The organism is Sphingosinicellaceae bacterium (genome assembly GCA_019285715.1).
In the GTDB taxonomy this organism is placed as follows: domain Bacteria; phylum Pseudomonadota; class Alphaproteobacteria; order Sphingomonadales; family Sphingomonadaceae; genus Glacieibacterium.
The window spans coordinates 2,223,746-2,237,041 of sequence record CP079108.1; the positions used below are offsets into that span (position 1 = coordinate 2,223,746).

Annotated in this window: 13 protein-coding genes and 1 pseudogene; 6 read left to right on the top strand and 8 right to left on the bottom strand. The window is 68.3% G+C overall.

What is annotated here, in order from left to right:
- Nucleotides 1-41: 41 nt before the first annotated feature.
- The 4 genes from KX816_10335 to KX816_10350 all read right to left on the bottom strand — a co-directional run bounded on the left by KX816_10335 (nt 42) and on the right by KX816_10350 (nt 4,628).
- Entirely contained in the window at nt 42-1,790 is a 1,749-nt protein-coding gene (locus KX816_10335; GenBank protein ID QXQ08506.1) for an amidohydrolase, read from the bottom strand.
- A 191-nt stretch (nt 1,791-1,981) separates the two neighbouring features.
- Nucleotides 1,982-2,872: an NAD(P)-dependent oxidoreductase gene (locus KX816_10340; protein QXQ04720.1), complete on the bottom strand. Its 891-nt coding sequence runs from the start codon at nt 2,870-2,872 to the stop codon at nt 1,982-1,984.
- A gap of 76 nt (nt 2,873-2,948) precedes the next feature.
- Nucleotides 2,949-3,578 (bottom strand): PEPxxWA-CTERM sorting domain-containing protein, encoded by a 630-nt coding sequence (locus KX816_10345; GenBank protein QXQ04721.1) that lies wholly within the window; start codon nt 3,576-3,578, stop codon nt 2,949-2,951.
- Between the two features lie 36 nt (nt 3,579-3,614).
- Nucleotides 3,615-4,628 (bottom strand): hypothetical protein, encoded by a 1,014-nt coding sequence (locus KX816_10350; GenBank protein ID QXQ04722.1) that lies wholly within the window; start codon nt 4,626-4,628, stop codon nt 3,615-3,617.
- A gap of 241 nt (nt 4,629-4,869) precedes the next feature.
- Here KX816_10350 and KX816_10355 point away from each other — a divergent pair, with 241 nt between their 5' ends.
- Both KX816_10355 and KX816_10360 read left to right on the top strand, forming a co-directional pair.
- Complete coding sequence (locus tag KX816_10355; GenBank protein ID QXQ04723.1) at nt 4,870-5,043, top strand: hypothetical protein; 174 nt, start codon at nt 4,870-4,872, stop codon at nt 5,041-5,043.
- 87 nt (nt 5,044-5,130) lie between these two features.
- Nucleotides 5,131-6,405 carry a threonine ammonia-lyase gene (locus KX816_10360; GenBank protein QXQ04724.1) on the top strand — a complete coding sequence of 425 codons (1,275 nt, stop codon included), beginning with the start codon at nt 5,131-5,133 and terminating at the stop codon, nt 6,403-6,405.
- Nucleotides 6,406-6,466: 61 nt separating this feature from the next.
- On the opposite strand, the gene KX816_10365 is transcribed toward KX816_10360, so the two are convergent.
- From KX816_10365 to KX816_10375, 3 genes and pseudogenes are all read right to left on the bottom strand, one after another.
- The gene (locus KX816_10365) at nt 6,467-6,982 is read right to left on the bottom strand and encodes a PEP-CTERM sorting domain-containing protein (protein ID QXQ04725.1); all 516 of its coding nucleotides are present in this window, start codon (nt 6,980-6,982) and stop codon (nt 6,467-6,469) included.
- A gap of 221 nt (nt 6,983-7,203) precedes the next feature.
- Nucleotides 7,204-7,506 carry a hypothetical protein gene (locus tag KX816_10370; GenBank protein QXQ04726.1) on the bottom strand — a complete coding sequence of 101 codons (303 nt, stop codon included), beginning with the start codon at nt 7,504-7,506 and terminating at the stop codon, nt 7,204-7,206.
- A 114-nt stretch (nt 7,507-7,620) separates the two neighbouring features.
- Nucleotides 7,621-7,719 (bottom strand): annotated as a pseudogene (locus KX816_10375) (PEPxxWA-CTERM sorting domain-containing protein).
- Between the two features lie 779 nt (nt 7,720-8,498).
- On the opposite strand from KX816_10375, the gene KX816_10380 reads away from it, so the two are divergent.
- From KX816_10380 to nudC, 3 genes are all read left to right on the top strand, one after another.
- Entirely contained in the window at nt 8,499-9,101 is a 603-nt protein-coding gene (locus tag KX816_10380) for a DUF1772 domain-containing protein (protein ID QXQ04727.1), read from the top strand.
- Nucleotides 9,102-9,211: 110 nt separating this feature from the next.
- Nucleotides 9,212-9,946, top strand: coding sequence for an arginyltransferase (locus KX816_10385; GenBank protein QXQ04728.1), 735 nt, complete (start codon nt 9,212-9,214; stop codon nt 9,944-9,946).
- A gap of 211 nt (nt 9,947-10,157) precedes the next feature.
- Nucleotides 10,158-11,060, top strand: a complete 903-nt coding sequence (gene nudC / locus KX816_10390) for an NAD(+) diphosphatase (GenBank protein QXQ04729.1) — start codon at nt 10,158-10,160, stop codon at nt 11,058-11,060.
- Nucleotides 11,061-11,255: 195 nt separating this feature from the next.
- Here nudC and KX816_10395 read toward each other — a convergent pair whose 3' ends face one another.
- Nucleotides 11,256-11,906, bottom strand: coding sequence for a hypothetical protein (locus KX816_10395; GenBank protein QXQ04730.1), 651 nt, complete (start codon nt 11,904-11,906; stop codon nt 11,256-11,258).
- Nucleotides 11,907-13,184: 1,278 nt separating this feature from the next.
- On the opposite strand from KX816_10395, the gene KX816_10400 reads away from it, so the two are divergent.
- Nucleotides 13,185-13,295 (top strand): PEPxxWA-CTERM sorting domain-containing protein, encoded by a 111-nt coding sequence (locus KX816_10400; protein QXQ08507.1) that lies wholly within the window; start codon nt 13,185-13,187, stop codon nt 13,293-13,295.
- Nucleotide 13,296 lies beyond the last annotated feature (1 nt).

A 13,296-nucleotide genomic window follows, 5' to 3' on the forward strand; every position in this document is an offset into this window, starting at 1 on the left:
GGCGTCCGCCGGGATGACGGCGTAGGAAAAGCGGGCGCGCCCTACCGCTTGAACACCCGCTCGCCGCCGACCCAGGTCTCGTCGACCTTGATCTTCCATAGCTGCGCCGGCGCGACCTTGAACGGGTCCTGGTCGACGATGATGAAGTCGCCCCATTTGCCCGGCGTCAGCGCGCCCGCGGCGATGCCGTTGGCGGCGGCGGCCCCGGTGGTGAAGGCGGCGAAGGCTTGCTCCATCGTCAGCTTTTCGGCCGGGCGCCAGCCGCCGGCGGGCTGGTCGCTGCGGTCCTGCCGGGTGACGGCGGCGTGGAGGCCGTAGAAGGGATTCGGCGGCTCGACCGGGAAGTCGCTGCCGCCCGCGAACGCTGCGCCGCTGCGGATCAGGGTCTGCCACGCATAGGCCCCCGCCAGCCGGGCGTCGCCGAGCCGGGCCTCGGCCATGCCCTTGTCGGAGGTGGCGTGGGTCGGCTGCATCGAGGCGATGACCCCGAGGCTGGCGAAGCGCGGCAGGTCGGCGACGTCGACGACCTGCGCATGCTCGATGCGCAGCCAGCGGCCGGCGCGCGGCGGCAGCGCGGCGTAGGCATCGAGAACCTGCGCGTTGGCGGCGTCGCCGATGGCGTGGACGGCGATGGCGAAATGCCCGGCGTCGGCCTTCTGGATCATGCCGCGCATCTCGGCGTCTGTGCTGAACCGGAGTCCACGGTTACCGGGCGCGTCGGTGTAGTCGGCCTTCAGCCAGGCACCGCGCGAGCCGAGCGCACCGTCGGCGTAGAGCTTGACCCCCGGCATCGACAGGCGGCCGTCGGGCGTCCAGCCGATCGGGCCGGCGGGCGCGATCGCCGCGAGCGCGTCCATGCCGCCGGCCCAGGCGGTGATGCGCGCGGTCAGGCGGTGGCTCGCGTCGAAGCTGCGGTACAGTTGCCAGTCTTCGGGGGAGACGCCCATGTCGCCCGCGCCGGTCAGGCCGACTGAGGCCATGATCGCCAGCGACTTGGTCAGGCGGGCGGTCGCCTCGGCGGCGGTCGCGGCGGGGATCTTGTTCTCGATCAGCGCCTTGGCGGCATCGACGAACAGACCGGTCGGGTTGCCCTGCGAGTCGCGCTCGATGCGGCCGCCGGTCGGATCGGGGGTTGCCGCGGTGACCCCGGCGGCTTGCATCGCGGCGTGGTTGGCCCAGCCCGCGTGCCCATCGATGCGGCTCAGGTAGACCGGGCGCGTCAGTCCGGCGACGTCGAGGTCGGTCGCGGTCGGGAAGCGCTTGTCGGGCCAGCGCTCCTGGTTCCAGCCGCCGCCGACGATCCAGGCGCGAGTGTTGGTCCCGGCATACGCGACGACCGCCGCGACCGCCGCGTCGCGTGACCGGGTGTCCGACAGGTCGACCGCCAGCGCGATCTGCCCGAGTTCGTTGACGTGGCCGTGCGCGTCGATCAGGCCGGGCAGCAGCGTCCGGCCGCCGGCGTCGAGGCGCTGGTCCTTGGCGGTCGCGGCGGGCGCCCTGCCCTTGGCGTAGGTCGCGACGACCTTGCCGTCGTCACCGATCACCAGCGCGTCGAAGTGGTGGATCTTGCCGCCCGCGAGGGTGTAGCCGTTGGCGTTGGTGACGATCAGCCGGGCGGCGGCCGGAGTAGCGCTCAGTCCGGCCAGGATGGCGGCGGCGAGAGCGGTGCGGGCGGGCGAAGTGGTACGAACTTTCCGCTTATATTGTATATTTTCGGCCTGTCCCGCGGGAGTGCCGGGTGCGGTGCGGCCAGTCGCCCCGGAGGCGCGCGGGGCGTGGCGTTGTGACATCGGTGTGAGGGCTGCGATCATGCAACCGATATGGCACAGCGTAGGGAAGTAGGACAGTATTTCGAACGCGCGGCGGGATTGCGAGCGGGCAGCGGACGGCATTTCGCGCGGCCTTAGCCTCACGCTCGCCTCTGTCATTCCGGCGATAGCGCCTTGTCTCAAGACAACGCCGTGCCCACGCCCTGCACGTCCTACCGCACCAACCGCCGGATCAGGCTCGACGTGTCCTGCCGTCCGCCGCCCATTCCCTGCACGTCGGCGTAGAACTGGTCGACCAGCGCGGTCAGCGGCAGGCCGAGGCCGTGGCCCGAGGCTTCGGCGAGGACCAGCCCGAGGTCCTTGCGCATCCAGTCGACCGCGAAGCCGAAGTCGAACTCGCCGCGCGCCATCGTCGCGGCGCGGTTGTCCATCTGCCAGCTTTGCGCGGCACCCTTGGCGATCACATCGACGACGGCGTCGGAGTCGAGGCCGGCGGCCTTGGCGAATGCGAGCGCCTCGGCGAGGCCCTGCAGGACGCCGGCGATGCAGATCTGGTTGACCATCTTGGTCAGCTGGCCGCTGCCTGACGGTCCCATGTGGCCAGTGCGCTTGGCATAAGCCGCGAGGACCGGGGTCGCCGCGGCAAAGGCGGCTTCGGTGCCGCCGCACATGATCGTCAGCGCGGCGTTCTCGGCGCCCGCCTGCCCGCCCGAGACCGGCGCATCGAGCACCAGCAGCCCGCGCGCCTCGCCCGCGGCGGCGATCTCGCGGGCGATTGTCGCGGAGACAGTGGTGTGGTCGACGAACAGCGCGCCGGGCCGCATCGCGGCGATGACCCCGGTTTCGCCGAGCGTCACGGCGCGCAGGTCGTTGTCGTTGCCGACGCAGGTCAGGACGACGTCGGCACCCTCGGCGGCAGCGGCGGGGGTCGGGGCGCTGCGGCCGCCATTGGCCGCGACCCAGGCCTCGGCCTTGGCGGCGGTGCGGTTGTAGACGGTGACGGCGTGGCCCGCTGCGGCGAGGTGGCGCGCCATCGGGCCGCCCATGATGCCGAGGCCGATGAAGGCGATTTTGGCCGATGCGCCAGGGGCGGTTTTGCTCATGGCGAGGCTTCTAGAGCGTCTTTCGCCGAGGTCGAAGCGGTTAGTGAGAGCGGGGTATGGGCTCCCCCCCGCTGCGTCAGGCGATAACATGTCCCCGGCGGCGACGGCGCAGCGCCGTGCCGACCGCGCCGAAGCCGGTGATGAGCAGGGCCCACGTCGTTGGCTCGGGGACAGCGCCGAGGCCGATCGCATCGGTCTTGAAGTCGGTGATATCGATCTCGCCGAACTCTGGGCTGAACAGGATGCCCGACAGCGGCTCGAGGTCGGTGAAGCCGATGAACGACAATGCGCCGTGATCACCGGTCGAAAGGAGACCGAGGAAGTCGTCGTTGACCGTGATGGCGACATCCTGCGCGCACGAGATTTCGCCGTCCGGCTCGCAGTAGCTGCCGATATGGAAACCAATGCTGCTACCGCCGAAGATGATGGCAGCGAGGTCCAGCGGTGATGCGATGTAGGTCTGGCCCGGACCAAACGCGCCGTCGTCAAAGAGGCTTAGTGAGTCAGCAGCGAAAAACACCGGGCCGACCTGGTAAAACGGCGCGACGTTGGTGGATTCGGTGCCCCCCGGGAAGCCGTAATTGGTCAGCCCCGACGTCGCTGCGTCGAACGCGGCTTCGTCGTACCAGATGGTCACCGCTTGAGCCGGAGCCGCAGCGGCCCCGATCAACAAGGCGGTAGCGGCGAGCAGGCCACGAAAGTTCATACGATTCCCCCGACCGGACACGCCCCCGCGATCAAGTCATTGCGATAAGGCAACGATCCTGGCCGATTCGTCAAGGACTCGTTCCGGCGGCCGCACGATCAGCGCCTCCAACGCCCGCGCCAGGATCGCCACGCCCGCCAGCTTCTCGCGCAGTGACAGCGCGACGATCGGCCCGGCGTCGGTCTTGTTGACGTCGACGACGTAGATACGTCCGTCGCGATCGCGCAGGATGTCGAGGCTGGCCCAGTCGGCCCCCATCGCGCCCAGGAAGTCGGCGATCTGCGCCTGCTCGGTGGCGGAGAAGATCTCGGCAGGGGCGAAGCGCGCGACCGCGGTGTTCGGCGCCAGGAAGCGCACCGCCGCCGGACGGCGCTTGACCCACACCACGACCGGCCGCCCGCCGATGCAGTGCGTACGCAGGTCGACCGCGTCGCCGTTCGCGTCGATGGTGTCGATCAGCCGCTGGTACGCCTTGCCGGGGGCGGGCTCGCACGGACACTCGACGATGCGGCCATCGTGGGCGCCGTTGGCCTCCGCCTTTTCGACCGCGGGGCCGGAGTGGCGACGCGGGTCGAGCGCCAGCGGGTAGCCGAAGGCGGCCTCGAACATCGCCGCGACATGGCTTTTCGAGATGTCGGTGCAGGCGAAGTTGAAGCCGCGCGTCGCCGGGACGGCGGGAAACGCCGCGGTGGTCGCGTCCTCGAAGTAGAACGCGACGCTCGCCGACGCCGGTGACCGGGCGACGCGGATGCCGGCCCAAAGTGCGGCGGCGCGCACCATGTAGCGCGGATGGGGCACGTCGGGCGTGAACCAGATCGTCGTGCGGCTGCGGCGGTGGCCCAGCCGGCGGACCTGCAACGCCGCCTGGAAGACCAGCCAGCCGGCGACCTCCGCGAACAGCCGGCGGTCGAGCGGCACCGCGTTCCCGGTCTTGCGGAGGGTCACCATGCCGCCGCCGATCCGGTAGTCGCCGAAGCGGATGCCACGGCGCGGCGTCGGTGCCGGGCGGGCCGGGCGAGGGTCGGTCGCTGCGACGGGATGGACGGTCAACGCCGGGTGCCTCGGGACGAACGGTGGGTGTCTAAGCCACGATGCTGTTGCACGTCATTTTGCGGCGTGACCAGAGCTCCAATGCAGACGATAGTTTAGGTACGGTCCAGAAACGACTGATGTCGGCCTAGAAATTAAGTTATAAACATATCGTTAATTGTACGCTGCGGGTCTGTACGCATCTGTTAACAAGTGTATCGTCCATCAATCTGCAAACGCCGGACAATCAGCGAGAACCGCGATGGCACAGAACGAATATGATTATTGCAGTCGCCGCGCCCAGCAGGAGCGAGTGCTCGTCCGCGAGGCGTCGAACCCGGTGGTCGCGGCCGCGCATGGCGAGCTTGCCGCAGCGTACGCCGAGCGGCTCGCGAGGCTGTCGACGACGGGCAACGGCAGCAGCCGGCCGGACTGATCGCCCGGTCCGACACCGAACCGGTGGTCGACCGCAGGACACCCCGGGGGTTTGCAGGCCGCAGTGGGGTCGTTACAGGCTTGGTCGATGACCGCCCTCGCTCCCACGCTCGCTGACGCAGCGACCCCTCCAGTCGCAGCCCCGGCCGCCCTGCCGATCTCGATCGCCGACGTGATTGCCGCGCGCGACGCGATTGCCGGCGCGGTGATCCGCACTCCCTGCCTGCACAGCCGGACGCTGTCGGAGCTGACGGGGGCGCAGGTCTGGATCAAGTTCGAGAATTTGCAGTTCACCGCCGCCTACAAGGAGCGCGGCGCCCTCAACAAGCTGCTGACCCTGACACCAGAGCAGCGCACCCGCGGCGTCATCACCGCGTCCGCCGGCAATCACGCGCAGGGCGTCGCCTATCACGCCGCCCGCCTCGGTATCCCGGCGACGATCGTCATGCCGCGCTTCACGCCGATGGTGAAGGTCCAGCAGACCGAGGGCCACGGCGCGCATGTCGTCCTCCACGGCGAGAAGTTCGAGGAAGCCAGCGCCGAGGCGTACCGGCTCGCGGATCAGCGCGGGCTGCTGTTCGTCCACCCCTTCGACGATCCGGCGGTGATGGCCGGCCAGGGCACCGTCGCGCTCGAGATGTTCGAGGACGCGCCCCAGATCGACACGCTGATCGTGCCGATCGGCGGCGGCGGGCTGATCTCCGGCATGGCCACCGTCGCCAAGGCACAGGACCACCCGGTCGAGGTCGTCGGCGTCCAGGCCGAGCTCTACCCGTCGATGTACGGCAAATTGCGCGGCGAAAGCGTGTCGTGCGACGGCGATACGCTGGCCGAGGGCATCGCGGTCAAGACGCCGGGCGTGCTGACCTTCCAGGTCGTGCAGGCGCTGGTCGACGACATCGTCCTCGTCGGCGAGCGCGACCTCGAGCACGCCGTTTCGATGCTGCTGACCATCGAGAAGACCGTCTGCGAGGGTGCCGGCGCGGCCGGCCTCGCGGCGCTGCTCGGCAATCCGCGGCGGTTCCGCGGACGGACGGTCGGCCTCGTGCTGTGCGGCGGCAACATCGACACGCGGCTGCTGGCCAACGTGCTACTCCGCGACCTCGCGCGCGCCGGTCGGCTGGCGCGGCTGCGCATCCGCCTAAAGGACCGGCCCGGCCAGTTGTTCGAGGTGGCGCGCATCTTCGACCAGCAGCAGGTCAATATCCTCGAGGTCTATCACCAGCGCATCTTCACCAACCTGCCGGCGAAGGGCCTGATCACCGACATCGAGTGTGAAACCCGCGACCGCGACCACCTCAACCGGCTGGTCGAGGCGTTGCGCGGGTCGGGCTACGAGGTCCGGCTGGTCGAGGCGGACTGAGTAGCGACGGCAGCGGCCTGGCAAATCCTGGGCGTCAGGCGCTCCGCATCCGGTCCGGTGATCAGGCGGTCATGACCGCGGGCCGGCGTTTCGCCACGCCGACGGCGACGAAGCCGGCAATCATCAAGATCCAGGCCCCCGGCTCAGGGACCGCGACCGTGAAGGTGTTCAGCGTTCCGCCATAGTTCGACTGGACCTGGTAGGTGCCAAGCTTGAAAGTGGCGTTGCCCGGACGGCCCCAGGTCGACAGCGGGCCGACATACGTGAAGATCGGCACGCCGGTGTCGGCAAACGCTGCATACGGCTGGTTCGGGCCGCCGAGGCCGATCTGGGTGCCGGTCGAAAGCGGGTTGCCGAAGGTCCCGGTCGCCAGATTGGCATAAGGATTCGTGCCGGGCGCTACCTTGCTGAACACGATCGTGCCCTGCGGATCATTTGCAGTGATCGTCGCCGGCATCTGCCAGAAGAAATTTCCGCCTGGTCCGCTGATGGTGAAATTATACGTGGCCATCGCCGGAGCCGCCGTAGCCAGCGCCATCGACAGGGCTACGGGGAAAGCGAGCGGGTGCCAGTTCAAGGGTTTCTCCAGTTCTTATCGCGGTCGAAACGCTAGCCACCGTCGCAGACATGGCACGCCGGCGATATTGGCGGTTTTCGGACCAGTTTCCCGGGCTTTCCGGCAAAAATCAGGTCTGGCCGAGCCAACAATCCCGTTTTTACGGCGCAGGACGGGGCTAAAAGCGGAAATCGCCGCCACGACCGGACGGTCCCCGACTGGCACCGCAACCTGGGCGTGGACTAGGGTCGAGGCCGCGATGCCGCGTCGGGGTCAGCCTCGCCCGGGTAATCCTCGAGCGAGATCACGCCGCCTACACTCTCGACGCGTTGCGCGTCGGGCACCGACAATGCGTCCGCGAAGACGTCGAGTCGTTTCCACGCCGGGAACGGCTGGTCCCCGCCCTGGTCGGGCACGTGCGCCGACAGTTTCGAGCCCTGGCTCTGGTGGATGTAACGGCCGCAGTTCACGAAGATCTCGGACGCGGTGACCCGGACGATGCCGTCGCTCCCTGGATAGAGGCTCGTAAGAACGTCGTCGTTCACAAGCTCAGCCGTGCCGTGCACGCGCAGGCGGTGCGACCGCTCGGCCTTGCGTGGCTCTGCAGAATGAAAAAGAGCGGCCCTCCCCGGGCCGCCCCTCGATCGTCGGTTACCGGCTCAGGCGGCGAGCGCGGACCTGCGGCGGCGCAGCGCCGCGCCGGCCATTGCGAAGCCGGCGATCATCAGGCCCCAGGTCGCGGGCTCGGGCACGGCCGAAGGTGACCCTGACGTCGTGTACTCGAACGTCATCGTGCCGGCCGTGTAGAGGCCGTCGCGGCCGGGGTCATCATACAACTCGCAGAACTCGAGCCTCAGGATGCCGTCCGGAGCGAGGTTGAAGGCCAGGCCCAGGTCGGCGAGATGGAAAGACCGGGTAACCGTCACCGAGCCGGGATGTTGATAAGGAACCAGCGAGATCCTGACACCGTCGGTCTGGGCGCTGTTGGTGAAGAGCACCTGCATCTCGTTTAACCAGCTTGGGTCAATAGCGGTCATGCTGATGCTATAGCTCCAACCGGTGATGGCGGCGTTGGCCCCGAGCAGATAGGTTCGCACCACGTTCCCAGCTGAACCCTCCAAACCATTGCTGGCGATGCCGGCCATGGGGATGATCAGCGTCGCGGCGCTGGCGGTGGTTGCCGCGATCGGCGACAGCACGAGTGCGCCCGCCATTAGGGTGGTTTTCAAGCAACTGTTCATCGACGATCCCCGAGCGCCTGGCAGTGATCTGCTGCGCCGCTGACTGCCACGCAATTTACATGCCAGATCGTTTAATCAATTATCTCGATGTCGTTTCGTAGACGTTGTCCGGAATGTGTAAAATTTGTCGACATTATTTCTAGGTCGCAGGTGCCGATACCGGAGAACGGCTCCACCCCGATAGCCCTGTTTGCCGCGGAGCTTCCGGTCGACTTCATCGTCAGCTACGGACAAGGCCTGGAGTACGCAGTAGGCGACCGACCAACAGGGTCCTTGCCTGACGGACGGGGGACATCATGAGCGGCCGCGAACGAACCACCCGCGCCTTTCTCTGGCTCGCCGTGCTGTGCGGCGGGCCGCTGGTCGGGGCCAAGCTGTTCGACCTCGTCGTGCTGGCCGGCGCGTGGAGCGCGAACCCGCCGGCGTCGCTGCGGCTGATGCCCTACGGCAAGGCGTGGCCGGTCGACACGGGCGTGTTCTTCATCCCGTTCTCGGCGGCGCTGCTGGTGGCGGGGTTCGGGGCGCTGGTGGCGGGGTGGCGGACGCCGTGGCGCTACCGCTGGCTGTTGTGCGTGCCCTCGATCGGGATCCTGGTGCTGCTGGTGCTGACGGTGACGGCGTTCTGGCCGATGAACGCGGCGCTCTGGTACCATGGGCAGGGGTCGCCGAAGGACGTGCTCAGCGACGCCGGTTCGGTGGCGATGGCGCGGCTGTGGGTGCAACTCGACTGGGTCCGCGTCGCCGGTGCGAGCGCCGCCTTCGTCGCCGCGCTGCGCGCCCTCACCCTGCCCTGGCCGCACGACGTCGCGCCGCCGGACTCGCCCACGGTGCGCATCGTCCTTGTGCTCGCGCTCGCGGGGGTCGCCGGGTTCGTCGCGTGGTTCGTGTCGGGCCTCTGATCCGCGACCTCACGGACCCCTCCCCTATCTTAATTAACCCTATTCCCCGTGTAGGTTCCGGTCCACATTGCCGTCATCAACGGACGAGGCCTGGAGGGGCGGATGCCGCAGTGACCGACCAGAGCTTCAAGTTCCCACGCTTCTTCGTGACCGCTCCGGCGCCGTGCCCGTACGTGCCGGGCCGTTTCGAACGCAAGGTCTTCGCCGAGCTCAAACGCCGCGACGCCCCCGAGATGAACGAGGCGCTGGCTCGGATCGGTTTCCGGCGCTCCCAGAACATCGTCTACCGGCCGTCGTGTGACGATTGCCAGGCCTGTGTCTCGGTCCGGGTCGTGGCGGCGGAGTTTGTGCCGGGTGCATCGCAGAAACGCCTGCTCAAGCGCCACGCCGACCTCGTCGTCTCGGCCTGCGAGCCGTGGAGCACGCAGGAGCAGTTCGACCTGCTGACCGACTATGTCGGCATCCGCCACCCGCGCGGCGGCATGGCGATGATGGACGCCTATGACTTCGCCGACATGATCGAGCAGACCCCGGTCGACACCGTCGTCGTCGAGTACCGCGAGCCTTCTGTAGACGGCAAGCCGGGACGGCTGGTCGGGGCGTGCCTGACCGACAAGCAATCGGACGGCCTGTCGATGGTCTACAGCTTCTACGCGCCCGACTATCCGACGCGTCCGGGCCTCGGCACCTTCATCATCCTCGACCACATCGTCCGCGCCCAGCGCGCCGCGCTGCCGTTCGTCTACCTCGGCTACTGGATCGATGGCTGCGACCGGATGGCGTACAAGACGCGCTTCAAGCCGGTCGAGATGCTGACACCCAAGGGCTGGGTACGCGCCGCGTGATTGCCGGCCTGCCCTGATCGTCGTCAAGGCCCCTGATTGTCATCCCGGCAAACGCCGGGACCCAGCTTCCGAGGTCCGAGCGTTGGGTGAACCTGGGTCCCGGCGTTCGCCGGAATGACGGAATGGCCTGTCTGATGACAAAGCGGGCTATCGGATGACAAGTGGGCTGTCTGGTGACAAGCAGGCCGCCGCACTCTCTTCAGGACATTGCATGACCGATTTCTTCGCCGGCTGGGCCACGCCGACCGTGGGCTTCACCGGCTCCAGCTACGACCGCGCCGACGCCCTGCGCAAGGACCAGGGCGCGATGGTCGCGGCGCGCTCAGATCCCCGCGCCCGCTGGCTGGTGTTCGACGACCTGCGCCCGGTGATGAACCGCGCCGGCGACGACCTGTTGTGGGCCTATCGCTCCGACGTGCCCCATGACGCGCCCGTGGTGTTCCTCGGCTTCGACGACGACGCGCCGCGGTTTGCGGTGGCGGCGAGCGCGGCCGACCTCGACGGCGAGCCGATGGATGCACGTGCCGCCGGATCGCTGCTCGCCGCGAGCGCCGATCCGGGCCGCGCCGGCATCGTCGCGCACGGCCGCTCGCTGCTCGACTGGCATGCGCGGCACCGTTTCTGCGCCAACTGCGGCGCGGCGACCGATGCCCACAAGGCGGGACACGCCCGCAACTGCCCGGTCTGCGGCACCGAGCATTTCCCGCGCACAGATCCCGTGGTGATCATGCTCGCGCTGCATGGCGACCGCGCGCTGGTCGGCCGCCAGCCGCGCTTTCCCAAGCGCTTCTTCTCGGCACTGGCGGGATTCGTCGAGCCGGGCGAAAGCCTGGAGGCGGCGGTGGCGCGCGAGCTGTTCGAGGAAGCCGGCATCCGCACCGGCCGTGTCCGCTACATCGCCAGCCAGCCCTGGCCCTTCCCGTCGAGCCTGATGATGGGGGCGTTCGCCGAGGCGCTGACCGACGAGATCACCGTCGACGGCGAGGAGATCGAGGAGGCGCGCTGGGTCACCCGCGACGAGGTCCGCGCCGCGATCGACGGCACCGGGGGCTGGCTCGCACCGCCGCCGATCGCGATTGCGCGGACGCTGCTGGAGACGTGGGTCGCGAGCTGAGTGGGCTGGGGCGCAGCGGGCAAGTTGTCATCCCGGGCTTGACCCGGGACCCAGCTAACCCCGGGGTCCGAGTGCTGGGTTAGCTGGTGCCGGGTCAAGCCCGGGGGGACAACGTCGATAGACCGATGCGAATAATACGCCGCCGCCATTCCCCGGGAGGATGGCGGCGGTCGTCTGTTCGAGCTTGGTGCCCGCTTACTGCTGCGGAGCTGTCGTGACCGTGGTCGTGGTCTTCTCGGTCGCGGTCGCCGGGTGGGTGACGCGCTTGGTCGCGTACTTCACGGGAACGCGCTTGGTGGTGGTGTGCGCCGGGGTGGTGACGACCTGCTTCTCGACGGTGGCGACGGTCGTGGTTGCGGGAGCCGGCGGCGCGGCGACGACGACCGGCGGGGCATTGCGCGCAGCCTGGGCATCGGCTTCGGCAGCGGCGGCGGCGCTCTCGGCACTGGCGGCGCGGGCGTTGGCGTCGGCCGCCGACTGCTGGGCCTGCATCGCCGACGACTCGGCAGCGGCGCGGGCACCCTGCTCGGACTCGGTCTTGCGCTGGTTGGCGGTCACGAGCGCGGCATCGGCGAGCTGCGACGCATGCTCGGCCTCCGAGCGCGCCAGCTTCTTGTCGCCGTGCGAGAGGCGCTCCTCGGCGGTGCGCAGCGCGGCGCGGGCCTGAGCCTGCAGGCCGGCGGCATCGTTGCTGGCACCGACCTTGTCGCCGGCCTCGATCTTGCCGCGCGCCTCGGCGATGGCGGCCTTCGCCTTGGCGGCGTCGTCGGCGGCATGGGCCGTCGTCGACAGCGCGAGCAGCGATGCGACACCGACGGCGCGTGCGAAGTTGTTGAAATTACGCAAAGAGTGAACTCCTGAAACAAACTCAGAGCCGCCGTAACGACGATCCCGGCGCATAGTTCCAGAGGCCGCCAGCGTCGCGCGCTGCATGTACATTCCATGAACATCGAGTCCGTTACTTAAAAGTAACGACGCTAAGATGATCGTAACCTTTGATTCAATATAGTGGAGATGTTACGAATCGCAGGCCCGGTCGGCGCGGGGGTGGCGCGGTCAGGTACGAAGCAAACGGGGGCGTTTTAAATGAACACTAAGGTTATGTTTCGCGAGCGCGATGTTATTGGGCGTAGCGTGCCGGGGGGACGCGGCGTGCCGGGGGGACGTGGCGTTCCAGGGCGAGATCTTCGCAGGCTTGGCTACCCGGCGCTGGTGGCGCTCGCAGCCGTGTTGGGGGTGCCGGCAGCCGCGACGATCACGAAGCTGCAGGCGGATGGCTCCTACAGCCTCAACGACGTCGCGCCGACGATCCTGCACCAGGGCTTGCCGACCGACCCCGTGGATGTCGTCAATTTCAGCGATAACGGCATCGACGGTTCCGGCCTGCACAGCTACGGCTCGTCATCGGGCTTTTTCGGCACGCGGTCGTCGGGCGGCGGCACCTACGATGTCGGTTCGTCCTTCCACATCGCCGAGACGATCACCAACGACAGCGCCTATGCCCAGACCGCGACCTTCAATTTCGTGATCGCGCCGGGCCTGCTGATGAACGCCATCGGATCGCCGCTGACCGGCAGCGATTTCGTCAGCTCGGGATTGGTGTTCTCGATCAAGCGCGACGGCCACTCGGTCTTCGACAGCGCCGCGACGCTGACCACCAACCTCGGCGGCACGACTTTCGACACCAGCGGCACCAACCTCTACGCACCGTCGGGCAATGGCGGTGCCTACTACACGATCAACGGGATCAGCCTGGTCATCGACCTCGGGACCATCGCTGCGGGCGCGTCGTTCACGCTGAGCTACGACCTCAGCAGCTTCGCGCGCGGTTCGTCGGTGATCAGCAACTCGGGCTTCAACCCGGGCGGCGCGTTCTACGTGCCGGACCAGTTCCGGGAAGTCGCTGCAACCGGGCCAACGGCTCGCGGCGGCCCGACCACGAACGCCACGACCGGTCCCGTCGTCGAGTTCATCGCCAATCATGTCGTCGACGTGATTCCGACCGACATCGGGCCGGGCGTGAGCCAGTCCTTCGCCAGCACCGGCGATCCTTTCGACATCGGCCTCGACGGCCTGCCGATCTATACCCACAAGGGTGCCGGGCCGAGTGCGGCGTACATCCTCATGGTCCGCGCCGTGCCTGAGCCCGGCACCTGGGCGCTGATGGTCGCCGGCTTCGGCCTGACCGGCGTGTCGCTGCGCCGCCGCACGGGGCTGCGCACCGTCGCGGCCTGAT